This window comes from Rhizobium sp. CC1099 (assembly GCF_029714385.1).
In the GTDB taxonomy this organism is placed as follows: Bacteria; Pseudomonadota; Alphaproteobacteria; order Rhizobiales; family Rhizobiaceae; genus Rhizobium.
Genome location: NZ_CP121641.1, coordinates 171,146 through 194,572, shown reverse-complemented (window position 1 = coordinate 194,572; position 23,427 = coordinate 171,146). Strand labels below are relative to the sequence as shown.

General features: G+C 60.1%; 21 protein-coding genes and 3 pseudogenes. 15 read left to right on the top strand and 9 right to left on the bottom strand.

Annotated elements, in window-relative coordinates; translation table 11 throughout:
- Positions 1-15 precede the first annotated feature (15 nt).
- Both QA644_RS01000 and QA644_RS00995 read right to left on the bottom strand, forming a co-directional pair.
- Positions 16-450: a hypothetical protein gene (locus QA644_RS01000; RefSeq protein ID WP_194728880.1), complete on the bottom strand. Its 435-nt coding sequence runs from the start codon at positions 448-450 to the stop codon at positions 16-18.
- Positions 451-987: 537 nt separating this feature from the next.
- Positions 988-1,308, bottom strand: coding sequence for a hypothetical protein (locus tag QA644_RS00995; RefSeq protein ID WP_074066563.1), 321 nt, complete (start codon positions 1,306-1,308; stop codon positions 988-990).
- A gap of 553 nt (positions 1,309-1,861) precedes the next feature.
- Between QA644_RS00995 and QA644_RS00990 the strand changes: the two are divergent.
- Positions 1,862-2,098 (top strand): annotated as a pseudogene (locus QA644_RS00990) (IS21 family transposase); the annotation flags it as partial.
- A 167-nt stretch (positions 2,099-2,265) separates the two neighbouring features.
- Here the strand turns inward: QA644_RS00990 and QA644_RS00985 are convergent.
- Positions 2,266-2,730, bottom strand: coding sequence for a cupin domain-containing protein (locus tag QA644_RS00985; RefSeq protein WP_283070676.1), 465 nt, complete (start codon positions 2,728-2,730; stop codon positions 2,266-2,268).
- Positions 2,727-3,176, bottom strand: coding sequence for a VOC family protein (locus tag QA644_RS00980; RefSeq protein WP_074066561.1), 450 nt, complete (start codon positions 3,174-3,176; stop codon positions 2,727-2,729). The genes QA644_RS00985 and QA644_RS00980 overlap by 4 nt, the downstream gene beginning before the upstream one ends.
- A gap of 69 nt (positions 3,177-3,245) precedes the next feature.
- On the opposite strand from QA644_RS00980, the gene QA644_RS00975 reads away from it, so the two are divergent.
- From QA644_RS00975 to QA644_RS00965, 3 genes and pseudogenes are all read left to right on the top strand, one after another.
- On the top strand, positions 3,246-3,836 hold the full coding sequence (locus QA644_RS00975) for a TetR/AcrR family transcriptional regulator (protein ID WP_283070675.1): 591 nt from the start codon (positions 3,246-3,248) through the stop codon (positions 3,834-3,836).
- A 624-nt stretch (positions 3,837-4,460) separates the two neighbouring features.
- Positions 4,461-4,646, top strand: a pseudogene (locus QA644_RS00970) (transposase); the annotation flags it as partial.
- A 504-nt stretch (positions 4,647-5,150) separates the two neighbouring features.
- Complete coding sequence (locus QA644_RS00965) at positions 5,151-5,348, top strand: hypothetical protein (protein WP_283072461.1); 198 nt, start codon at positions 5,151-5,153, stop codon at positions 5,346-5,348.
- Positions 5,349-5,515: 167 nt separating this feature from the next.
- Here QA644_RS00965 and QA644_RS00960 read toward each other — a convergent pair.
- Positions 5,516-5,892 (bottom strand): annotated as a pseudogene (locus QA644_RS00960) (transposase); the annotation flags it as partial.
- Positions 5,893-6,276: 384 nt separating this feature from the next.
- Between QA644_RS00960 and QA644_RS00955 the strand changes: the two are divergent.
- The 3 genes from QA644_RS00955 (at position 6,277) to QA644_RS00945 (ending at position 9,666) form a co-directional block, all read left to right on the top strand.
- Complete coding sequence (locus QA644_RS00955; RefSeq protein WP_283070674.1) at positions 6,277-7,179, top strand: DUF2092 domain-containing protein; 903 nt, start codon at positions 6,277-6,279, stop codon at positions 7,177-7,179.
- A complete protein-coding gene (locus QA644_RS00950; RefSeq protein ID WP_283070673.1) occupies positions 7,179-8,309 on the top strand; it encodes a hypothetical protein in 1,131 nt (376 codons plus the stop codon). The genes QA644_RS00955 and QA644_RS00950 overlap by 1 nt, the downstream gene beginning before the upstream one ends.
- 196 nt (positions 8,310-8,505) lie before the next feature.
- Entirely contained in the window at positions 8,506-9,666 is a 1,161-nt protein-coding gene (locus QA644_RS00945) for an IS110 family transposase (protein ID WP_283070672.1), read from the top strand.
- A 41-nt stretch (positions 9,667-9,707) separates the two neighbouring features.
- Here QA644_RS00945 and QA644_RS00940 read toward each other — a convergent pair whose 3' ends face one another.
- Positions 9,708-9,881, bottom strand: coding sequence for a hypothetical protein (locus tag QA644_RS00940; protein ID WP_157213370.1), 174 nt, complete (start codon positions 9,879-9,881; stop codon positions 9,708-9,710).
- Positions 9,882-10,100: 219 nt separating this feature from the next.
- On the opposite strand from QA644_RS00940, the gene QA644_RS00935 reads away from it, so the two are divergent.
- Together QA644_RS00935 and QA644_RS00930 are read left to right on the top strand one after the other, a co-directional pair.
- Positions 10,101-11,168 carry an IS110 family transposase gene (locus QA644_RS00935; RefSeq protein ID WP_283070668.1) on the top strand — a complete coding sequence of 356 codons (1,068 nt, stop codon included), beginning with the start codon at positions 10,101-10,103 and terminating at the stop codon, positions 11,166-11,168.
- A gap of 271 nt (positions 11,169-11,439) precedes the next feature.
- Positions 11,440-12,084, top strand: coding sequence for a TetR/AcrR family transcriptional regulator (locus tag QA644_RS00930; protein ID WP_283070666.1), 645 nt, complete (start codon positions 11,440-11,442; stop codon positions 12,082-12,084).
- Positions 12,085-12,192: 108 nt separating this feature from the next.
- Here QA644_RS00930 and QA644_RS00925 read toward each other — a convergent pair whose 3' ends face one another.
- The 3 genes from QA644_RS00925 to QA644_RS00915 form a co-directional block, all read right to left on the bottom strand.
- A complete protein-coding gene (locus QA644_RS00925) occupies positions 12,193-13,023 on the bottom strand; it encodes a 3-hydroxybutyrate dehydrogenase (RefSeq protein ID WP_283070664.1) in 831 nt (276 codons plus the stop codon).
- Positions 13,007-13,792: an acetoacetate decarboxylase gene (locus QA644_RS00920; protein WP_283070662.1), complete on the bottom strand. Its 786-nt coding sequence runs from the start codon at positions 13,790-13,792 to the stop codon at positions 13,007-13,009. The genes QA644_RS00925 and QA644_RS00920 overlap by 17 nt, the downstream gene beginning before the upstream one ends.
- 88 nt (positions 13,793-13,880) lie before the next feature.
- The gene (locus tag QA644_RS00915; protein WP_283070660.1) at positions 13,881-15,053 is read right to left on the bottom strand and encodes a patatin-like phospholipase family protein; all 1,173 of its coding nucleotides are present in this window, start codon (positions 15,051-15,053) and stop codon (positions 13,881-13,883) included.
- Positions 15,054-15,547: 494 nt separating this feature from the next.
- Here QA644_RS00915 and QA644_RS00910 point away from each other — a divergent pair, with 494 nt between their 5' ends.
- From QA644_RS00910 to QA644_RS00885, 6 genes are all read left to right on the top strand, one after another.
- On the top strand, positions 15,548-18,541 hold the full coding sequence (locus QA644_RS00910; protein WP_283070659.1) for a molybdopterin-dependent oxidoreductase: 2,994 nt from the start codon (positions 15,548-15,550) through the stop codon (positions 18,539-18,541).
- A complete protein-coding gene (locus QA644_RS00905) occupies positions 18,538-19,413 on the top strand; it encodes a 4Fe-4S dicluster domain-containing protein (protein ID WP_283070658.1) in 876 nt (291 codons plus the stop codon). Before QA644_RS00910 ends, QA644_RS00905 begins: the two co-directional genes overlap by 4 nt.
- A gap of 130 nt (positions 19,414-19,543) precedes the next feature.
- Complete coding sequence (locus QA644_RS00900; RefSeq protein ID WP_283070656.1) at positions 19,544-20,059, top strand: TetR family transcriptional regulator; 516 nt, start codon at positions 19,544-19,546, stop codon at positions 20,057-20,059.
- Between the two features lie 148 nt (positions 20,060-20,207).
- Positions 20,208-22,136, top strand: coding sequence for an acyl-CoA synthetase (locus tag QA644_RS00895; RefSeq protein ID WP_283070654.1), 1,929 nt, complete (start codon positions 20,208-20,210; stop codon positions 22,134-22,136).
- A 106-nt stretch (positions 22,137-22,242) separates the two neighbouring features.
- Positions 22,243-22,677 carry a VOC family protein gene (locus tag QA644_RS00890; protein WP_194728867.1) on the top strand — a complete coding sequence of 145 codons (435 nt, stop codon included), beginning with the start codon at positions 22,243-22,245 and terminating at the stop codon, positions 22,675-22,677.
- Complete coding sequence (locus QA644_RS00885; protein WP_283070652.1) at positions 22,674-23,351, top strand: VOC family protein; 678 nt, start codon at positions 22,674-22,676, stop codon at positions 23,349-23,351. Before QA644_RS00890 ends, QA644_RS00885 begins: the two co-directional genes overlap by 4 nt.
- Positions 23,352-23,427: the final 76 nt, after the last annotated feature.

Sequence of the window (23,427 nt, the reverse complement as noted above, 5' to 3'; positions counted from 1 at the left end):
GAAGATGAAGCCGGATCATATGCGGTTCCATTCCGGCTGGCCGGCGCAGCCAACGTATGAGATGAGTTTTGGACGCGATGGCTTGGGAGCGGGCTTAGCCTTGACCTTGCGGGCTTTTGCCTTCAGCTTCTTGGGCTTGCCGGCTTTAACGGGATTGATTGATCCCTTCGCCCTGCCCTTGCGCGCGATAATGACGACTTCGCAGTCTTCCGGCCTCGCATAGCATCGGAACGCCGTCTTGCCGTTATAGCCTTCGCCCTTCAGCATCTGGGCCAAGCCCATGTCGCGAAGCTGGTAGTAGAGATAATAGATCGAGCGGCGATGACGGTAGCCGAGATCCGTAGCTGCGTCTTCGATGCTAAAGGCTATGTCCGTGCCGATTGGCCCCCATGACGACATATAAGCAAGGAAGGTTTCCTGAGCTTCTGTTATTCTCAAAGGCGCGGTCATGATCACGCTCCCTGGTTCGGAACGAATAGGCAAAGCGTATGGTCGCCTAGCTCAAAGTTGGCGCCCTTCGCACATTGGTGGAATTCAGCATCGGGCGATTGCTCAGTACGTTTGTCATTGTAAGGGATGGTTCGTGCGTGGTGGCGACGTACGAGCCGGTAGGTCATCGGGACGCCGATCGCTGGGCTTAATGAACTCACTGAAGGGCAAAGATCCTCGAAGTCCTCTACAAGGCGGACAAACCCGAAGGAGTAGCACGATAGACCGAACCGCGTCCCAGACACGTACAGGGTAAAGGCAGATTTCCAGGCGTGCAAAGCTTGTCCCCCGGGAGGGTGATTGTTTCGCGTGGCTTGACGGAAAACATCATCAAATGAGCCTCAAAGGCAGTATTCGGCCCTGATTGACCATCTGGCGGCATCCGGAGCGGAGAGCCCGGCACCTGGGCCCAGCCTGCCGATATGGGCTGGGAAAACAGCGTCAACGGGACCAGATCGATTTCGATGCGGTTGAGGTCTTGTGTCATGGTGACAATCCTTAAAAGGAGCGCGGAGGAACGAACAGGCAAATGGTGCGACCCGTGGGCTCGCCGGCCACCGTGCATTGGTGAAACTGCCCGTCCGGACTGTTCTTGATGCGAGTATCCAGTGGCGTTATGAGCTCCCCAGTGAGCTTGATGACATATCCGCGGGGGCCTTCGAGGACCCCTTGATCGTGGATCTCGCGGCAATCCATCCCGCTGCAGCACGAAAACGGATATGTCCATCCGTGCGGCTGTGCCGCCGTTGGCGTCGCATCATGCGCCACTGCCGGAGCAGCGATCACGACTGCAAAGAAAATAGCCGCTGGCTTGCCCATGATCCGCACCTCGATTCGAAGCTTTCCCTTCGATCGAGTTCCGCTACGAATAGCGTCTCCGTCTGTCCGGGCGGCTCCACGTCCCGAAGCGCCCTTTCATAGTTTGCGGCCCTGCGGGAAGATGTACCCCGACCGTAGCAGGACGCTGCCCGACCTGCCTATTGATCGGGAGGAAGGATCGGGTAGCGAAGAGGAGGGGACGACTTATACGGGGGTTTAGAAGTCCTTGATCCGAGGCCGGCAACCCGCGTGATGTTTCCGCTAGAAAGTCGACCATCACCCGCTCCTTCGCGTTTGGATGCCGCCGGCCGAGATAGACGACCATGACGCCGATATGCGGGTTTCGGTATTTCGCGGAGAGGAATTCCATAAAATCCCAGACAGTCTTTTGGCGATAAAGAGGTCGACTCTCGCACGCGCCGTTTTGCCAATATAGGCCCCGATTTGAGAGGGGCGGTGAATGGCGAGACGGAAGCAGGCGAGGCTTACGAGTGTGAAGGACATTCGACAGATACTGAGACTGACGCACGAATAGGGTCTTTCCGTTCGTGCGATATCGGAACGGCTGAAATTCGGCAAAACGACCATTTCGACCTACCTGTTGCGGGCGCGTGAGGCCGGGCTGACGGGCTGGCCGTTGCCGCCTCGGCTTGACGGGGACGCTTTTTGCAGCGTCGCCTGTTTCCATCGTCGCGGCCGCCCCAGGACATGCACGGGCCCGACTGGGCCAAGATCGCCAGTGAACTGAAGCGAAAGGGCGTGGCTGACGCTGTTGTGGCAGGAATATCGCGGACGGCACGCCATGCACCTGGTGGAACCAGTTGAGTCACTCCGCGCACTTAGGAAATCGCTGACCAACTGCCACAGGATCTAAAGCCGCATGCAGGAAGTTGAAGCGAAGGTTCCGCATGGTCGCCCCGCGAAAGGAGAAATGGGCGATGTCCCTTTTCAGCCGCCCTAAACCGGTTCCTGAGCGGCGAACCAAGCGGAGATCTCGGGCATATTGCGTTCAAATCCACCGGGTATGAAAAGATTGAGCAGCCTGGCGGTCGTCTCTCCGGGGTTTCGGAAATCGTGGACGACGCCGGCCGGTATTCGCAGGAAAGTGCCCGGTGTGCACCGCCGCCAGCAGTCGCCGACGAGGATTTCGGGCACACCTTCAAGCACGTAGAAAACCTCGTCATTTGCTGCATGGCTGTGTCCGCCGACACCTTTCAGACCAGTCTCGAGAATCCACTCGGACACGGAATAGGCGGCCTCCGTCTCGGCTTCATCGGCCTTGAACACGCCCGTGAGCGGGCCGAGCTCGTAGCGCCGCCCCTCTCCCGGCGCGTGAAGGATCACGTCACAGCAGCGGTGCGACGGACTGCCATCCCCCGCTCGGCCGCCTCCTTCACTTCGATTTCCGTCGGCCGCGTTCACGCCCCGGTCTCCTCGTCCCAGCGGCGCTGCATTTCTTCAGGCGCCACAACTTCGATCTTCTGCGAGAGCATCCACCGGTGACCGAATGGATCGACGACCATGGCGACGCGCTCGCCATAGGGCTGATCTGCGGCGGCACGCAGAACGACGGCTCCCGCTCCGACGGCCCGGGCAAGATTTGCGTCGACCGTCAAAGTTGCGAGGTGGAAGGTTACGGGAGAGCCCCCGATCGTATCGGGGCTCAGTGCGCCGAAGTCTGGATACTCGTCGGCGATCATGACCGTGTTTTCGCCGAGCTTGAGCTCCGCGTGGCCAATCCGACCGTCATGCGGGTCGGTCAGCCGGAAAAGCTCCTCGGCCCCGAAGGCGCGGCCATAGAAAGCAATCGCTTCGCGAGCATTCTTGACGATGAGATAAGGCGTCAGAGATTGGATCGAGGTGGACATGGCCGGCCCCTTGCCGCTGGCATATGATTACGTTACGTTACGTTTCATAACTAATTGAGTCAAGAGCACATGAGCCCACCGAAACGGCGTGGAAGACCGCCAAGCCAATTGGCCCGGGCGAGAATCGTGAAAGCCGCGCACGACATACTGATCGAGGATGGATTCGGCCGTCTCACCGTCGAGGCGGTTGCCTCGAAGTCCGGCGTAGGCAAGCCGACGATCTATAGGCAATGGGCGAACGCCTGCGAACTCGCTATGGCTGCGCTGATGTCCGGAGATTCGGGCGCCATCGAAGAAGACGGCATAAATTTGCGATCGGCGCTGACGGCGCAAATGCGATCGCTGATCCAGGCTTTTGCGACCACCAGAGGGCGCCAAATCGCCATGACGCTCGCGGCCGCCGACCCCGAAAGCGAATTCACCAAGGCCTTCCGCAACCAGGTCATTCTCTCGAGCCGCGAGACGGGTCGCGCCTTGTTGATCAAGGCAGCCGCTCGAGGAGAAATTATGCTGCCGCAAAACCTCGAGGTGCTGCTCGATATGATGTACGGACCTGTTTTCTACCGGTTGCTGGTCGGACATCGCCCACTCGACGCGAGCTTCGCCGAAAACATCGTCGCGATCGCGCTGAAAGTTGTAGCGAGCCCTAGCGACGGGTAAGAGCTACCGGCCGACGGCCGATGTTCCCGTTGATACATTATCGATTTTCGAGCATAGAACGGGAATATCTCCCTGGTTCGCGCCTAGGCCCGCGTCGCGCGGCTCCTCTCGACACGTTACGCACGGCCGATCTGGCCCGAAGCGGAATCTCGACGCGTGAACATCCCCCGGATGCCCGACAGCGCTTCGAACTCGCACGCGCGACCGGGCTGGGAAAGACGCGGGGCATCAGCGCCCGCTGAAGCACCGCCTCCAGTTCGCAAGGAGTTTGGCTTCAAGTTCAGCTGAGGCTGCGGGGCCTGGAATAAAGCGTCGCAAGCGAGCATGTCACCAAGGCGGGAGAGCCACCGGCATGAGAAAACCGATCCATGCAGGCGGTTGGAGTCCGTCCGTGGCTTTCAACCACGAGGAGGCGAAACCGGAGATTTCACCGAAGAATGCGAAATCTTCGTCTTCCAGCAGGCCATGGAGGCCGTCGGTCATACGATCCACGTCGTCTGCCCGGACAAGAAGGCGGGCGACATCCTGCGAGCCGGAAGTCACGCTGGCTGGCGGGACCCATATCGACCTCTCCCCCACCGAGGTCGATGTCGGGCACGATGGTATCGGCAAAGGGCTGGACAGCCGAAGATCGCCCTGTCGAAGCTGGTCAACAGCCTCAAAGGCGTATCCAGCCGACTTCTGCGCGAGAGCCGCCCGGAAATCACCGGGCGCTACCACAAGGGCGTTTTGTGGTCGCCGTCCTCCTTTGCGGCAAGCTGTGGCGGCGCACCGCTCTCGGTGATCGCCGAATATGTCAAATCCCAGCGGAAAGCGGCCAAGGTCGCTCTCGCGTTCCTCCCCGGCCTGAACGCCGGGGTATCCCGCGAGGTTCACGATGAATTTGAGCCCGGCACACCACCCGACACGCCTCTGATCCAAAGCGAGCCGGAGCGACATTTTGAATAGCGGCGCTATCGAATCCCGCGAATTCCGCCGGGCCATGGCATATTTGCGACCGGCGTCACCATCGTGCCGGAAATGAAGCCCGGCCAGCCGCGATGACGGCCAACGCCTTTTCCGGTCCCTGGGAGCTCGACCCGTTGGAGCGCATGACCGCGTTGATGTCATCGAATATGCCTTGCATTGCACTGCACCGTGCAGTATATCACTTGCCGTGCACTTGATAGTGCAACAGATTGAAGTTGAAAAGGTATCGGCATGAAAGCTTGCAATGGTACAGACGAGGCCGTCCTGAAGGCCCGGCGCCGTGCAATCGCCTCGGATCCGTCCGTCGATCGCGGGTCGTTGCCGCGGTGGCCAGCGCTAACGAATATGATCTTACGGAATGCTGTTCAGACCGCTACGCTCGGCGTTTTTGTGGAATTTGCCGGGTTGCCGATAAGCCGAGCAGAGGAACCGGTTCCACCGTCCAATACGAAGCTGAAGCGGCTCCTGGCGGAAGCCATGCTCGACAATGCTGCTTTGAAGGACCTACCGGTCGCCGCCGTCCAGGCCGGCGATCAGCGATGAAGACGCCATAAAACGTACCTTCAGGTATGACATGATGTCGTTAAGGATACAGCAATGATTATTCTTGGAGTGGGTTCCTGCCTCATCGCAATTGCCACGCTGGCTGCCGTGGCCCTGCTCGACCGCGTCGAAGCCAACCGCGGCGTCATCAGCCTCCGCGTCCTCTGAATGATGTAGCGGTTGCGGCCCTTGATCTTCCTGCCCGCATCAAAACCACAGATGCCGGCGCTTACCGCGATTTTGACACTCTCGATTACACCGGTCGTCGGAGAGGCTTGCTTAGCCTTCCAGTTCTCGCGTCTCCATACCGCGATGATAGTTGATCCTGAACCACAGGCCCATCGCTCGCCATTCATAGAAATACCGCTGGACCGTTAAAGCAGGGCGGAAAAACTTTCGGCAGCATCCGCCACTGGCAGCCTGTCGAAGCGATATAAAGGAGAGCGTTCCAACCTCACGCAAGTCCGTCTTGCGCGGACGGGGGCGCAGGCATGAACGGCGCTATATACTCCCACTCACGATCCGGGACATCGCTTGCATACTGGCATCTCGTGCCGACATAATTTCGCCCCCGGGTGGTTCAGGCCGGGCCATCGTGGCTCCCAATCTGAAGGCCGCACGTTCGAATCCTGCCCCGCAACAAAATTCTTTCCTTATTCAATTAATTAAAGGCTGAAGCGCGCCATCGGCCTCATCATCGATCAATTCACACCCGACGAATGCGCCAATTTCTTCGCAAACGCCGGACATGACGCAACATGATCGGATACCGCTCTAGCACTGCCTTCCGCAGGAAATGACGTGAGGCTCGGCTTCCGGGCCGGATCGGCTTGTCCAGCAAAACTGCCCTTGCAATGCACTGCACTGTGCAGTATAGACACATTGTGCACTTGGTAGTGCAAACGATAGTAGTAGAAAGGTATTGGGCATGAAAGTTTGCAATGGTTCAGACGAGGCCTTCCTGAAGACCCGGACATCTGCGCGGCACGCCGGCAGCGCGCCGACTGGTCTGTCGCCGCGGTGGCCAGCGCTGAAGACGATGATCTTTGGGAATGCCAGTCGGGCCGCTGCGTTCGGCGTCTTTGTAGGGTTCGCCGCGTTGCCGATAGCCCGAGCAGCTGAACCGGCTCCGCCGTTCAAGCCGGCGATCAGCGATGAAGCAGCCACCGCCGTCTCGCAGATGGGAAAGACGCTGCTGGCCAAGGAACAGTCGATTACGGCGAGAACCATCAGGGTTTATTTGGGCGAATCCGGACAGCCGCTTCACGTCTTCCACACGATGAAGATCGTCGTGCGTCGTCCTAATCGAATCGCCGTCGAGGTTGCCGGCGACGACGGCAAGCACAATCTGTTCTACAACGGCAAGGCGGCCTCAATCTTTTTCCCCGACAGCAAGGAGTACGCGGTGATTGCCGCATCCGGCGATATACCGTCGGCACTCAATGAGGTGGTAGACAAGATCAACGTTGATTTTCCGCTCGGCGGCTTCTTTGTGGACTCTCCGGACAAACTGCTGTTGAGCGATGCTATCTCCGCCTGGCAGGTCGGGACGGCCAATGTCGACGGAGTCGAATGTCGGCATCTGTTTTTCCATCAGAAGTCTGGCATCGATCTGGAGTTGTGGGTCGAGAAGAATAGCGCGGCCACACCACGTCGCCTCGCCGTCACCTACCGGCTGCTCCCGGGCCAACCCAGTTTCATCGCGGAATTCACCAGCTGGAACACCAAAGCCCGCCCATCCGAGTCCGAATTCGCCTTTCAACCGCCCGCCGGTGCAAAAAAGATCGAGCTGACTGCGGCCACTGCGCCGGCAACTAAGAGGACCCAGTGATGAACCATCTGAAACGAACCTTCGTCGCTCTTCTTGCAATAACGGCGGCAACTTCGGGCGTCGCGTTTGCCCAGTTCGGTCCGCCGCCGGGGGGCCTGCCGCGTCCGCCGATGGGCGGGCCGCCGCGCCCGCCCATGGAGCGCCCGCACCGCCCGCCGGTGGAGCGCCCGCACCGTCCACCGGTGGCCAGCCACGGCCGTCCGCCGGTGAGCGCCCACAACCGTCCGCCGGTGAATCGCCCCACCCATGCGCCAAATGTCGGTGGCGCAAAGGGGCGATTGGCGGAAGGGGCTGGCCGCGGAGGGAAGGGTTTACCCGGGAATATCAGCCGCAACACGCTGCACTCCGGAGGTAACATCAATGCGAACCGCACCTTCGCCAACACCGGAGGCAATATCATCGCAAAGGACTCAGGCAATCTCACGGTGAACAGTTCTGGCGATATCAAAGTCTCTGGTAACGGCAACGGATACTTTGGCCGTGGAATCTATAGCCGCGGAGACTATGGCCGCGGAGACTATGGCGGCGGAGACCATTATGGTCGTGGATACTATCGCCGCGCAGCCTACGCCCTCGGCGGATACGCGGTCGGAGTGACCACTGGTGCCGCGATCGCTTCGAGCGGTAACGGAAACACATATGATTACGGATCTCAGTCGGGGACTTCTTACACGGGCTCCTCTCCCTCAACTTACTCGAGTTCCTCCTCTTCAGGTTCGTCTGGCGGCACGTCTTCGGGTTCCTCTCGCTCAACTTACTCGAATTCGTCCTCGTCGGGTTCGTCTGACGGCACGTCGTCGGGTGCGTCTTACGCCACCTCCTCGGGTTCTTCCGGCGGGACTTCTTCAGGTTCTTATAATCAGGGCAGCTCCGAGGCATCCGTTGGCGGTCGGCAAGGCGGATCCAATCAGGGCGACAGCAACGGGAGCGCGCCGTCTGTGAATCTGCTGATGGTGGGCCTGTTTGAGAGCCTGCCGCCGGATGGAACGGCATGGACCATGGAAGGTGCGGTCGGTTGGCTTCAAGCAGCCGCGGCCAACCTGCGGATCGCATACAAGATCCCGGAAAATATCGTGGTCACGGGCGAAACTTTGCCGTCTGATTATAGCAGCGCGCCGGGCGGGAACTAGAGCCTGTTCGAAATGGTGACGGCAGAGGTTCAGCACGGTGGGCCGGATCGGCGACGCATCCGGCCCTTGAGATGCACTAGACCGTGCAATACATTGTGAATGCACTTATTGTGCAAGGAGATCCCATGGGTGCATGACGGCCGACGTTTTTGCAGAATGAGTGGCCGTAACTTAACGCACTTATTGTGAGGCCCCGATGTTTAAGACCGAAAAAGCCGCGATCGCCATTCACACGAATCTTGGTGCAATCTTCGTTTCACTGGAGCTGAGTCGTTCGACCTGGCTGATCACGTCGCTGTCGCCGGGGAACGGTGAGAGGATGTCGAAACACTCTTTGAGGGCAGGAGACGTCGCCGGATTGTTTGGTCTGCTTTCGAAGTTGCGGGAGAGATGCCGGGCAAAAACCAGGAATGACTATCCTATCGTCACCATTCAGGAAGCCGGGCTCGACGGCTTCTGGATCCATCGCGTGCTTGAGAAGGCGGGGATCGAAAGTCATGTTGTGGATGCAGCGTCGATCGCGACATCACGCCGCCACCGGCGGGTGAAGACGGATCGTATCGATGGCGAGGCGCTGCTTCGGGTCCTGATGGCGTATAAGAGAGGAGAGCCCCGCGTGTGCTCGATGGCACGGGCACCATCGCCTGACGAGGAAGACCGGCGACGGATTGGCCGGGAGCGCAAGGCGCTAACAGCCGAGCGGGTCGCCCATGTCAATCGCATAAAGGGGCTGCTGTTCTCGCAAGGCATCACCAACTATGAGCCAATGAATACGGATCGGCGGCAACAGTTGGAAGACTTGCAGACTGGCGACGGGCGTGCCTTGCCGACGCATATGAGAGCGCAGATTGGTCGGGAACTGGATCGGCTGGAACTTCTGCTCGAACAGATCAGGACAGTCGAGGACGAGCGCGACGCGCTCATCGCTGCGCAGACCGCGGAGACGATGCCCTCGCCGGTCACGATGCTACTTGAGATCAAGGGGATCGGCACTGAGTTTGCAAACATCCTGTGGGTGGAAGGGCTGTTCCGGCATTTTGACAACCGCCGTCAGGTCGCCGCCTATGCTGGACTGGCTCCGACACCTTGGCAAAGCGGAGCCATTGATCGGGAACAGGGCGTTTCAAAAGCGGGCAATCCGAGGCTGCGGGTGACATTGATACAGCTGTCATGGCTGTGGTTACGACATCAGCCGAACTCTGTGCTGAGCCAATGGTTCAATGCACGCGTCCACCGCAACGGTGGACGTATGAAGAAGTCGACCATTGTCGCGTTAGCCCGCAAGCTGCTGGTGGCAATCTGGAAATACGTCGCCTCGGGTGTCGTCATCGAAGGGGCAATCATGAAGAGGGCTTGATTGTCACCACAATCACCCGTTCCGAAATCTACCAGGATCTCTCAATCCTGGCGGATCCGGGTCGACGAACCGAATGTCACCGTGGCGAAATGCCGGTAATGGAGAATGGTCTCGTCGTCCTGAGCCCTACCCGCCGCAAGCGGGATCTTGGTACGGCCGCGACAGCGCCGACCGAATGTGAGGTTGATCAGGCTCGGCAAAACGAGCTGTGTCATGCAGTCGGGCTTGGAACCTGGAGCCGATACCGTGAAAAGGAGTGATTTCTTATGACCGACTTGACGCAGACTTTCCCATGTGAGGTGACATGAAAGAGGCCGCCTCCACCGATAGAACGGATCACTGAGATGAAGGTGATGATCGAGGGACAGTCACACTTTCAGCCTTTCGGCTTATCCTATTGGGGTTTCGAAGATCTCAATAGGGGAGTTGGAAGCATGACTGCCTCTTATGAATACCATATCGGCGTCGACTACCACAAATCCTACAGCCACCTGGTGGTTCAGAACAGCAGCGGCAAGACGCTACGATCCGGCCGGGTGAAGAACGATCGACAGTCGCTGGGTGGGTTTCTGGAGCGCTACCGTGAGAATTCGCATGCGGTTGTCAAGGCCACCCGCAACTGGATGGTGATGTACGACTGGCTCGACGACATTTGTGATGATGTCGTTCTCGCCCATCCGTTGAAGGTCAAGGCGATTGCTGACGCCAAGATCAAGACCGACAAGATCGATGCGACGGTGCTGGCGCATCTGCTCCGAGCCGATCTGGTGCCGGAGGCCTGGGCGCCCGGCGAACGCGCCCGAGAACTGCGCGTCGCCCTGCGCGAGCGGATGTTCTACGTGCGGCTGCGCACGATGACGAAGAACCGGATCGTCACGGTGTTTGATCGCTATCCGGAACAGACGGCACAGCTGAAGAAGCTCGCTGATCTGTTCGGCAAGGCCGGTCGCGTCCAGCTGGCGCAGGTGAAGGTCTCAGAGATCGACCGCATCCAGATCGATCGTGGCCTCGATTTCATCGGCGATATCAATGAGCGGATCAAGCAGTCGGAGAGGACGATCCGGGCGATGACCAAGGCCAATGCCAATGTGAAGCTGTTGAAGACGTCCCCCGGCATCGGCGAGTTCTTTGCAAGGCTGATCGATGCGGAGATCGACGATATAGCGCGGTTTCGCAACCCGAAGAAGCTCGCCGCCTATGCCGGGCTGGTGCCGTCGACCTATTCCTCCGGCGGCAAGACCTTTCACGGCAAGATCATCAAGCAGGGCAACAAGTGGCTGCGCTGGGCTTTCGTCGAGGCGGTGGCCCCTGCCATCGCCAGCGATGTGCAGCTGCGCGCCCAATACGAGCAATTGAAGATCAGAGGAGTAAACAAGGCGCGCGTTGCCATTGCGCGCAAACTTTTGACGATCGCCTTCCAAATCCTGCGTGACCAGCGCGCTTACGAGCGGCGCGGCGAAAGCACCACGGAAGGCGCGTCGACGATATCCCGGTTGTCCTGATAGCAGTCTAGCGAGCCCGGCAGGTCCGGGCTGCGCTCCTCAAGGAGAATGGGAAACCGGGAGCCGAACGTCACTCTGTGACCGAAGCTAACGCATCAGGTCACGCATTGGAGATTGGTTCGAGAACCGAAGGACGGCAACAACAACCTGTCCAGCGGAAGGAAGAGATTTAGCTGATCGGCGTAAATGCCGATCAAAACGAAACCGAACCCAAGGAAAAGCCGCCAGTTGAAGGCGTTTTGCCCCTTGTGTTCTTTCATTGGAGACAGCTATGGATACTCACACTGGTTCAAACGAAGTCGGCGCGAAAGCCCGGCAGGGCGGGTCGAGGGAAGCGATCATCGAGGCGGCCGGGCGGCTATTTCTGGACCGGGGGTTCGGTTCAGTTAGCATGGACGACTTGGCTAAAGCCTCCGGCGTAGCGCGGCGGACGCTCTACAACCAGTTCGAAACAAAGGAGGAAATCTTCCGGGAGATGCTCCTCAGGGTATCGGGACAGCTCGAGGATGCGTTTCCGTCCGGCATCGAACTTGACGGCGACGTCGAGGACGTGCTGCGTGTCGTCGCGCGCACGATTTTGGAGTTTCACAAGAAGCCGGAATACTGCGGGTTTCTTCGAATGGTGGTGGCCGACTCCCGGCAGTTTCCTTGGATCGCCGAGGAGTTCGCCGCGGTGATGGAGCCTCGGACTGAGAGACTTGTGCACTACCTCGCCCATCTGACTGCGCTGGAGATCCTGGACTGCCGCAATCCGGTGCTTGCGGCTCACCAGTTCATGGGGATGTTGAACGAGATATCTCTGTGGCCCTGGATGATCGGTCGCGAAGGCCTACCCTTCGCGGCCGACGAGGTCGTTGACGAGACGATTCGGATGTTTCTGCAGCGATATCGACGCCCGCAATCGAAGGGGAAATGAATGCCTCGCAGGCGCGCATTTGTGCATGCAAAACCGTGCGACTAGCGAGATCGATTCTCCCAGGAGGACGGGCGCGATAGGCGGGCTCGACGCTCGTCTGCGAACCCGCTACTGCATGAACCATCCGTGGCTAACCACCATCGACTGACCGGTCAGCGCGTTCGATGGGAAGGCCGCTAGAAACAGCGCTGCTTCGGCAACGTCCTGCACGGTCGTAAACTCGCCGTCGACCGTCTCCTTCAGCATCATGGTCTTGACCACGTCCGCCTCGGAAATTCCGAGCTCGCGCGCCTGCTCGGGGATCTGCTTATCGACAAGTGGCGTGCGTACGAAGCCGGGGCAGATCACGTTGGCGCGGACACCATGAGCGGCCCCTTCCTTGGCCACGACCTTGGCCAGCCCGATGAGACCGTGCTTGGCGGTAACGTAAGGAGCCTTTAGCGGCGATGCCTCCTTGGCATGCACGGACCCCATATAGATGATGCTGCCGCTCTTCTGCCTGTACATTTGCCGCAAGGCGGCACGGGTGGTCAGGAAGGCTCCGTCCAGATGGATAGAAAGCAACTTCCTCCACTTCTCGAACTCGAACTCGACGAGCGGCGCAACGATCTGGACGCCGGCGTTACTGACCAGGACGTCGAGCCGTCCGAAGGCTTCGATCGCCCGTGCCATTCCGCTTTCCACCTGCTCCTCGTTGCTGACATCCATGCCTACCCCGAGCGCGCGTTTACCCGTCGGATCGATCCCGGACGCCGTTTGTTGGGCCGTGCTCTGATCAAGATCCGCAATGACCACTCTTGCGCCCTCGCGAGCGAAGGTGAGCGCAATCTCCTTGCCGATGCCGCTCGCGGCTCCGGTGATTACTGCGACCTTGTCCAGAAGCCGGCCCCCGGCACACTCGGCGCGCTTGTTCGATGACGTTTCATTCTGCGAGTTCATAGGCTCTTCCTTTCCAATATCGAGGCTCGTCTTCCGCGAGGTAGTCATGCACGACCTTCCCGAGCGCGAGCGTGAGATCTGCGATGATATGGACCGCCGATACCACTTCCAGCACCGGCAGCTCGGCCACAGGGGCCAGTGCGTGGGACCAGAGGTTCAGGGCCGCCGGGCCGGTCCAGGCGCCCTGCAGATTGATTTCCTCCAGGTGGTACTCCACGAGTTCGCAGATGCGCGGCGTGCCGTCGACATGAGGGATGACCTTGAGGAGGAAGTTCGGTTCGCCGAGTGAGGTCTTCACCGCTGAAAGATCGGCGGCTCCATGCTTGTAGCCCATTGTGGCGGTCGCAACGCGGACCGGGCCGTAGTCGAGCGTGCCCACCAACGTGTCGGTCTCGGTCCGAAGGGTCGGACTCGCGAGCTTCTTGGGAAAGCCCCACAACTCGCGTCCGCCGGCAATCGGCGGATGGTCGTTGAGAAACATGCAATGGGTGTAGCTGCCCTTGCGTCCGCGGAACGAGACCGGGATGACCTGTCCGCTTTCCGTGTAGTCGCCGAAGCCGGTCGAATCCGGCATGCGAATGAACTCGAATTTGACGAGAGGCTCGCACACCTGAAGCGGCTCCGGCACGAGGTCGCGCAGTTTCTGCGGATCGGTGCGATATGTGATGATCAGATACTCCCGATTTCGGAAGCGATACGGGCCGGTCGGATAGGCCGGGCTGGTCAGGGGCATGGCGAAAGCTCTCGCCCGGACGGTGTCTTCGTGCATGGCTGAAATTCCTTTGGGCTGGATCAAGCGGCTCGTTTGCGTTCAGGGGGCGCGACGGGGTCGTCAGTCGCTTTGCGGTGGCTGACCTCTATTCCTGCCCGTCGAAACCAAGCTCGTAGGTGCCAACCCCGTCCTGGTTGTCCGGCCGACGGAGCGCCTCTGGATGACGCAATGTGCGCACAGCGTCGAAGTAACCAGCCCGCCAATGCTCTTCCATGGACAGCCGCGAGAATTCGTAATCCTTCGAGTGGGTTTCATACTGCTTCGAGCCGTAGATCAGATGGACTAGCTTGTAGACCTTGTGGTCTGCAATTGAGCTCAGCATCCTCGCCTCCTCACCGCCGACGAGGTCTGCGGGCAGTTTTGCCAGAAGGTTCGCGAGCGTGTGTCGGGCGCGCTGGTACTGCTTAAACTGGTCGGTATGGGCGCGCGTACGGCTCGAATACTGGATTTCCTTTTGCCGCGCCGCGACGTCGGCCAGGTTGCGGGGAATCTCACCGCGCGCGCTCCAGAGGTCGACCTGGAAGGCAATCGTGTCCTGCCGCGGCCCTTGCTCGACCACCCACTGCAGCGGCGTATTGGAAACGAGGCCGCCGTCCCAGTAGAACTCGCCCTCGATCTCAACGGCAGGGAAGCCGGGCGGAAGCGATCCGCTGGCCATCACGTGCTCGGGTCGGATCGTATGCGTCTCATTGTCGAAGTAGACGAGATTTCCTGTCCGCACGTTCACGGCGCCGACGCTGAAGCGCATACCGCCAGCATTGATGCGGTCGAAGTCGACAAGCCGCTCGAGCGTGCTCTTCAGATGCTTGGTTTCGTAAAAACTCGTGCCCCCGGGGGCGCCATCCGGGTAGAGCCATGGAGCGGGCTGTCGCAGGCTGAAGAAGCCTGGGGCACCGGCGACGAGCGCGCAGGCTGCACTGAATTGATTGAAGAGCGCGCGCGGCAGATTGCCCCTCGGAGCGAGAGCGTCTGCGGCAGCAGTCCAGTCGAGAAGTGGATTGGCAGTGATCTCCCGCCAGAAGGTCCGCAGCTTTTCAACCCGTTCAGCCGGCTCGTTTCCAGCGATGATCGCGCAGTTGATGGCTCCAATGGAGACGCCGGCAACCCAATCTGGATGAATGTCGGCTTCCGAAAGGGCTTCGTAGACGCCGGCCTGGTAGGCTCCGAGCGCACCGCCGCCTTGCAACACCAAGGCAATGCATTCGAAAGGCAGACGCCGTTCTGCCGTTCGGAATTCCCTCTGGGACTGGAAGTTCATCGAATGCTTTCCCTCTCACTGAGCGTGACCACGTGCCGTTCGCCGCCTGCATGAGGACCGGCTGAATTTCAATTTGAATAAGTAGGTCAAAACGACTATCTCGTCAATATGAGAATCGCACAATGGTGCAATGCAAAAAGGGGCAATGGCAAAAGTCATTTGGCGCGTAGGCGGAGATAGGGCGTGAGAAGCGGGGCGACCGCGGACGAGACATTGGCGGGGCTGAAGCCGCCGATGCTGGGGCTAAGGCCGTATTGACGCGGGCGCCTCTTTGGCCTGCTCACGCCGTCATCCCTCTAGTCCGTTCGGCTCCTCATTTTCGAATTGACTACATCGTCATTATGATTTTATAGTCAATGTTGAGGAATGGGTTTGGGAGGAGAACCATCAATGAAGTTGCAAGCCTCGCGCGATGCCGCGATCAGGCCGTTTTTCTACGGCCTCCCAATCGTCGGCTCCCGGACCGCCACGACATGCTAGCCTTAAAATCTAGAATGAACCGGCAGGTTCTGAGGACTATCCTTATTGCCCTGCCCAAAGTGCTCAACCGCACAGCCTCTCGCGCCCCTGCGTTCCGGGAGCGGCTGAGGCAGCGCGACATCGTCGCATGGATCGGCCTCCAGGACGGGAGCATCGGTCGCATCGTCGAGATCCGGAGCGGCAAATTCCGCTCCCGTCCGGGCGCGGCGGCCGAGGCGCAAGTGAACATGACGTTCAAGGACGTATCGACGGCCCTGAAACTGCTGCTTCCCAATCGTGATCAGGGCGAGATCATCCACGCGGCCAAGAACTTCAAGGTGGTGACCACCGGGCCGGACGAGCTGGTTGTCTGGTTCACGCAGACGCTCAACATGAGCGAGACCGCCGGCTTGTCCATGGGAACGCCGATGCCCGATGGCAGCCTCCGCTACACCACCTGCACCAACGGTGGTCCCCTGTTCGTTTACGTCAAGGATGGCCGCATCCTGCGGGTTACGCCCATCGAGTTCGACGTAACCGATCCATCCACCTGGGTGATCGAGGCTCGCGGCCGCAAGTTCAGTCCGCCCCGCCGGGCGCTGGTAGCGCCGCACGCCCTGACGATGAAGTCCCTGGTCTATTCGGACAAGCGTATCCTCTCCCCGATGAAGCGGGTGGATTTCGATCCCAATGGCGAACGCAATCCCCAGAACCGCGGCAAATCCGGCTACGTGCGGATCAGCTGGGACGAGGCGCTGGACATCGTCGCCACGGAGATCAATCGGCAGAAGCGCGTCCACGGGCCGGGTTCCATCACGTTCCCGATGTCGTCCCACCACCAGTGGGGCAATGTGGGTTATTACCTGAGCTCGCTGATGCGGTTCGCCAACCTGATCGGCTTCACCCGGGTTGCCGCCAACCCGGACAGCTGGGAGGGCTGGTACTGGGGCGCGATGCACCATTTCGGCAATTCAATGCGGGTCGGCGTGCCTGCGGGCTATGGCGGGGTGGAGGATTGCCTCAAGGAAGCCGAGATGATCGTCTTCTGGTCCTGCGATCCCGAAAGCACCTATGGGGCCTATGCGGGGTTTGAAGGCACGACGCGTCGTCTATGGGCCAAGGAACTCGGCATCGAGTTCGTTCATATCGACCCGCATTGCAATCCGACAGCCCAGTTGCTGGGCGGACGCTGGTTTCCCGTCCGGCCGCAGACCGACGCAGCCTTGGCCCATGCGATCATGTATGTCTGGGTCACGGAAGGCCTTTATGACGAGGAGTACGTCGCCAATCGCACCACCGGCTTTGAGGAATGGAAGGCGTACCTGCTCGGCGAAACCGATGGCGTTTCCAAGAGCCCTGAATGGCAGGAGGCCGAGACCGGCATCCCTGCCAGGGACGTGCGCGCCCTGGCGCGCAAGTGGGGCCGCAAGAAGGTCTACCTTGCCGTCGGCATGACCGGCACCGGCTTCGGCGGCGCCAGCCGCGGCGCGACCGGTGCGCAATGGGCGCGTTGCATGATCATGATGATGGCGATGCAGGGCTGGGGCAAGCCGGGCGTCAATTTCGGCGGTCTCCAGATCGGGGTCCCCCACGACCTGCATTTCTATTTTCCGGGCTACGCCGACGGAGGGATCTCCGGCGACCTGGCCTGGACCGGCAATGCGGTGAACAACTATCAGCGCATGCCGCACATCCTGACGATGAATCCCGTCAAGCAGATGGTGCCACGCCAGCAACTGCCCGATGCGATCATCAACGGCGAGGCCACCGGCTATCTCTGGGACGGCATGGCCCAGGAGGCTCAGTTCGCGCCCTTCAGCTATCCCATGCCGGGCTACTCGCCGATTCACATGATCTACCGCTACGGCGGATCGTCCCTGAGCACCGTGACTCGATCGGGGCGCTGGGTGGACGCCTATCGGCACGAGAGCATCGAGTTCGTGGTGAACCAGTCCATCTGGCTGGAGGGCGAAGCCCAGTTTGCCGATATCATCCTTCCGGCATGCACTTCACTGGAGCGCTGGGACATCGGAGAATGGGCGAATTCCGGAGGCTACGCCCATCACGGCGTCAACGTCGTCAACCATCGCGTCATCGCCCTCCAGCATAAGTGCATCGAGCCCTTGGGCGAGTCGAAGTCTGACTACGACATATTCACCGCCATCCTGACCCGGCTTGGCCTGGGCGCCGTCTTCACCGAGGGCTGCAGCGAGCTCGACTGGGTCAAGCGGGTGTTCGATTCGTCGGATCTGCCCGGCGAAATTGCCTGGAAGAAATTCTGTCGCAAGGGCTACTACGTCGTGCCGCCTGAAAAGCCGGAGCTGCGCCAGCCCGTCGACATGCGCTGGTTCGCCGAGGGCAGGCGCAAGGATTTGCCGGAACCGCTTCCGATGCCATCCCAGTATGCCGAAGAGTTCGGCTTTGGCCTGCAGACGCCGAGCGGCAAGCTGGAATTCGTGCCCGAGGTCCTCAAGCGGAACACGGCGGATAATCCGGACCGGCCACCGGTCAATCGCTACATTCCCTCCTGGGAAGGGCTGCGCACCACCGAGCTGACGGAGCGCTATCCGCTGCAGATGATCGCCACGCATAGCCGCTACAGCTTCCACACCAGCATGGACGGCAAGAACAGCGCGGTCAATCAGGTGGAGGACCATCGTGCCCTGATTGCTGGCCATCGCTTCTGGTTGCTGCGTATCAACCCGACCGATGCCGCCGCCCGGGGCATTGGCCATCGTGACCTGGTGAAAATCTTCAACAACCGCGGCGCCGTGATCTGCGCCGCCGACATTTCGCCCCTGGTGACTCCAGGCGTCGTCAAGTCCTATGAGGCCAGCGCCGAGTTCCAGCTTATCGAACTTGCGGGGGAGACCATCGAGATCGGCGGCTGCCTGAACATCCTTACCTCGGACCGATCGCAGACCCGCGGAACCAGCAGCATGGCTCCCAATTCCTGCCTTGTGCAAATCGAGAAGTGGCAGAACGCGGACGCCTTCAAGATGGCTGCGCGGCGTAGGAGGAAGTCTTGAGCAAGTGGAACCTGATCATCAACGTCGGCCGCTGCGAGAACTGCTATAATTGCGTGATCGCGGACCGGGACGAACATGTCGGCAATGACTTTCCCGGCTATTCGGCGCCGGCCGCTGCCGTGGGTGAGAGCACGATCCGCATCCTGCGCCGAGCGCAGGGCAGTGCGCCAATGGTGGAAACCACCTATTTGCCGGTGATGTGCAACCACTGCGATGACGCGCCCTGCATGCAATATGCGGGCGACGCCATTCGCAAACGCGACGACGGCATCGTTATTATTGATCCGGAGAAGGCTCGAGGCCGCAAGGACATTCTCGGCTCGTGCCCGTACCGGGCAATCGTCTGGAACGAGGAGCAGCAGGTGCCGCAGACCTGGATCTTCGACGCCCACCTGCTCGATCAGGGCTGGCAGCAGCCTCGCTGCCAGCAGAGTTGTCCGACGGAGGTCTTCGAGGCGGTGAAACTCGATGACGCCGCCATGGAGCGGATGGCGGCCACCGAGGGGCTCAAGGTGCAAAAGCCCGAGCTCGGGACCAAGCCCCGCGTCTGGTACCGCGGTTTGGAACGGTGGGAGACATGCTTCATCGGCGGCAGCGTCAGCGCCGACATCGCCGGGGCGATGGAATGTCTCGAAGGGGCGGAGGTCACCCTGTCCCAGAAAGGCAAGGTTCTCACGAAGAGAGTCACCGACGGCTTCGGCGACTTTCGCTTCGACAATCTGGTCGGGGATGGAGGCACGTATCGTGTCGAAGTGTCCCATGCTCATGGCAGCGTCTGGCGCGACTGCGTTTTGTCCGAGAGCGTCTATCTGGGCGAACTGAGGGTGACCCGCCCCGGCGCCGCAGACGCGCGGGGGAGCGCCGATGCTTGATAGTGATCATTGCCGCTCGGACATGACCCACCGGCGAACAAGCCGGCAGGAGAGCCGGGAAACGAACGTTGCCCGCATTCTCCGTGCGGCAGAGACTTTGTGCGCGATCTATGGATCCGGGAAAACGAACGTGCGCGACATCGCGAGCTACCTCAAAATGTCGCCAGCAAATGTCTACAGGTTCTTCCCTTCCAAACTGGCGATATACGACGAGCTTGTTGCGCAAGTGCTCGAAGACAATTTTCCCGTCATGCAACCGGACTCCGGAAGATTTACGAGTGCAGAAACGCTCCGAGAGTTCATGCTGGGGCTGCATAGACCTGTTCTTGCTCTCATGCGGGATGAGGAAAAGATATTCGAGCTGCTCACGGTCGCCGACGATGAGCGCTGGCCCGCTTTCGAGGTACACGCAAAACGCGTAAGGGACGTCGTCGCTGAGCTTGTCGAAGAGGGTGTCCGTGCACGGGAATTTCGACAACAGGACAGTCTACGGGCCGCTGAATGCCTTTGCGCGTCAACTGCGGCACTCTGGGAGCCGAAAGCTATCAAGAACCTCCATTTCAGGCGCTCGCTCATGACGCCCGAAGATTTGGTTTCCTTCAGTGTTGAGGCTCTCCGGAACGGGCCCTTTCAATGCTGGCGATGATTGCCTGCACCCGTCTCTCTGCAGTGTTTCTGGTGCTGCAGGGCCATAAGTCCTGGCGCGATGGCGGATCCGACGCCCGCATCGCTAATTTGGAGTTGCTGCCGCTGTCCAAGAGAGACGGCGCGGGCCGATAGGGAGGAAGATCACTATGCTCGCAACAACCCCTGGCGGCGACGGCCGCCCCATTGTCGCATTGTCCGATGTTGAGGCATTCGAGCAAATCCCGCTGCCGGAGCGTAACCTCCCGACAAGCACCTACGAGATGCTTGCGCGCGGCGCCGCTATCGCGCCGGACCAGCTTGCCCTGTCCTTCTTTCTGCGCTCTGACAACTTCCGTGATCCCTTCGTCTGGACGCATGCCGAGCTCCTCGCTGACATCACGAGGACAGCCAATGCCTTGCGGCGGCTGGGAATCGGCCGCGACGACGTCGTGGCCTTCGTGCTGCCCAATCTGCCCGAAGCGCATTTCGTGATCTGGGGCGGCGAGGCGGCGGGCATCGCCTTCGCGATCAATCCGCTGCTTGAAGCGGGACAGATCTGCGAGCTCCTCATTGCCGGGAAGGCAAAATGGCTCGTCACTCTGGCCCCCTTTCCGGGAACCGACCTCTGGCAGAAGGCGATCAAGGCCGCGGCGAATGTGCCGGACTTGCAAGGAATTCTGACCGTCAGTTTCGCACCGTATCTCCGCGGCACCGCCGAGGAAGCGACGGAGGTACGCTCGCAGCTTCTACGTGTCGAGGGCCTTTCCATCCCCGTTCTCAGCCTGCGTCAGGAAATTGCCGCGGAACGCGGCGACGGGTTGACCTTCGAAATGCCCAGTCCCGGAGATATCTCTTCATACTTCTGCACAGGCGGCACGACCGGACTGCCCAAGATCGCCGCGCGCACCCATTTGTCGGAAGTGTTCGACGCCTGGTCCTCCCAAGCCTTCATCGGGAGTGTATTCGCACCGGGCAAGACGATCTTCTGCGGCCTGCCGCTCTTCCACGTCAACGGACAGCTGGTGACGGGCCTCATCCCGTGGTCGCAAGGCGGACATGTCGTCATGGGCACGCCGCAGGGCTATCGCGGAGAGGGAGTTATTCCGTTCTTTTGGGAGATCGTCGAACACTATCGGGTCGTGGCCTTCTCGGGCGTTCCCACTGTATATTCGGAACTGCTGCAGGTGCCGGTCGGCGGTCGCGACATTTCGAGCGTCGGCTACGGTTTTTGCGGCGCGGCTCCGATGCCCGTGGAACTGTTCCGCAATTTCGAAAAGACGATCGGAATCCGCATTCTGGAGGCCTACGGCCTGACGGAAGGCGCGTGTGTTTCCAGCGTCAATCCGCCGGAAGGAGAGCGACGCATCGGCTCGATCGGTCTACGTCTTCCCTACCAGAAAATGGCGGTGGTCAGACTTGACGATTCTGGCTGCTTCACCGGATTCGCGGGGACGGAAGAGGTCGGCGTGCTCGCGATCTGCGGGCCGAATGTCTTTGCCGGTTACATCAATGCCCAACACAACAAGGGGCTCTGGCTCGAGATTGGCGGCGAGCGCTGGCTGAATACCGGCGATCTCGCACGCCAGGACACGGACGGCTACTTCTGGCTGACGGGTCGCAAGAAGGAGCTCATTATCCGGGGCGGCCATAACATCGATCCCAAGCTCATCGAAAATGCAGTGCAGGATCACCCAGCGGTGCAACTCGCCGCCGCGGTGGGACGGCCCGATGAACGCGCCGGAGAACTGCCGGTCCTCTATGTTCAGTTGAAACCGGCGACGACGGCATCGGAGGCGGACCTGCTTGCCCATGCCGTCGACCGTATTCCCGAGCGCGCTGCGCATCCCAAATCGGTCCGGATTCTGGCCGCCCTGCCCGTCACACCCGTCGGCAAGATCTTCAAGCCAGCACTGTCGATGCTGGAGATCGAGGATGTCGTACGTCAGGAGGCGGCGTCGTCCGGCGTGAAGCTCGAATCGCTTTCGGTCGTTCAAGACGCCCGGCTGGGGCTGCTTGTAAGAATTGCAGCCGAGGGCGATCCAGGCCCGCTCCGCGAAAAACTGGGTCGCTACGCCTTTAAGGCGCAATTCCTCTGAAAATTCGCGAGAAGAAAAGGACATTAATCATGGCGATCAATCATGCCCGTTACGAGATCGGCGCGCCAGCATTCTCTTGGTCAAACCAGCAGTCAGGAGCCCAATCATGAATGCTCCAACTCGGATCCCCGTCACCAACCTTCAACACCACGTCTTCTACGTTACCGACCTGGAACGCTCAAAGGCTTTCTACATCAAGCTCTTCGACCTGCAGTTCTCCGCTCTCAACCATCCGGACAGCAGCGCCGCAATGCGTTTGTCGCAGCAGGAAATGCATTTCTTCTCGTTCGGCTTCTACCATCACGACATCTGCCTGGTGAAGCATCACAAGCTGAAGATGGACAACAATTCCATGCTGCACTTCACGCTAGCAGTGAAGGACGCAGTGGCATTCGACGACATCAGACGCCGCGCACGAGACATGGGCTTACCGATCCGCGAGGGGCGCATGCTCGCCTCCGCACGCCCGGTCTCGCCTGCCTTTTGCCTCCGGGACCCCGACAAGCACTGGATTGAGATCATTGAGGAGCCCAGCAGATGAGCAACTCCGCTATTGTTCCTCCAAACGTCCTACCCCGGTTCAAGGCACGCTTCGCGGGCCTCCTGAAGCGGAAATGGTTTCGCGAAATGGTGCTGTTGTGGCCGACGCTGACGAAGCGGCGGTTCTCCAACAAGACTGAGGACTACGGTGTCTTCAAGCCTTCGCTCGTTTCTCATATGGGGCAGCTCTCCATCTACGTGCGCGACATCACGCGAAGCCGGGCCTGGTACGAGAAAGTTGCCGGCATGATCCACAGCCGCACCTGTAAGCCGGAACCGCATCCGTTCAAGGAAGGCTGGCGCATTAGCTGCTGCTACATGAGTGCAACTGACCACGACGAATGCCTCGTGCTCGTCGAGGAATACGATCCCTCCGGCAGGGTTACCGTACCTTCGGGCATGAGCTTCTTCCATTTCGCGCTCGAGGTAAAAGGAAACCAACTGGAGGATGTCCTGGCCTTTGCCCAGCAACAGCAGGCCGAAGGATTTCCGCTGAACTACGGTCCAGTCCGCCACAACAGCGAACCGCCTTTGGGTGACGGTGAGACCGGCGGCAACGTGGCCTGTTATCTCTACGATCCCGACTGGCACAATGTCGAATTCTGCGGCGCGATGGATACGATCGAGAATTATCGCGAGCGATACGGAAACCTTAACGGCAAGGACCGCGCTTGACCCCGCTCCGACCTTCAAATGGCGGTGCGAGCGGACATTCGAGCCGCTTTCGAAGCGGCCCCTCCAAAGAAAGGAA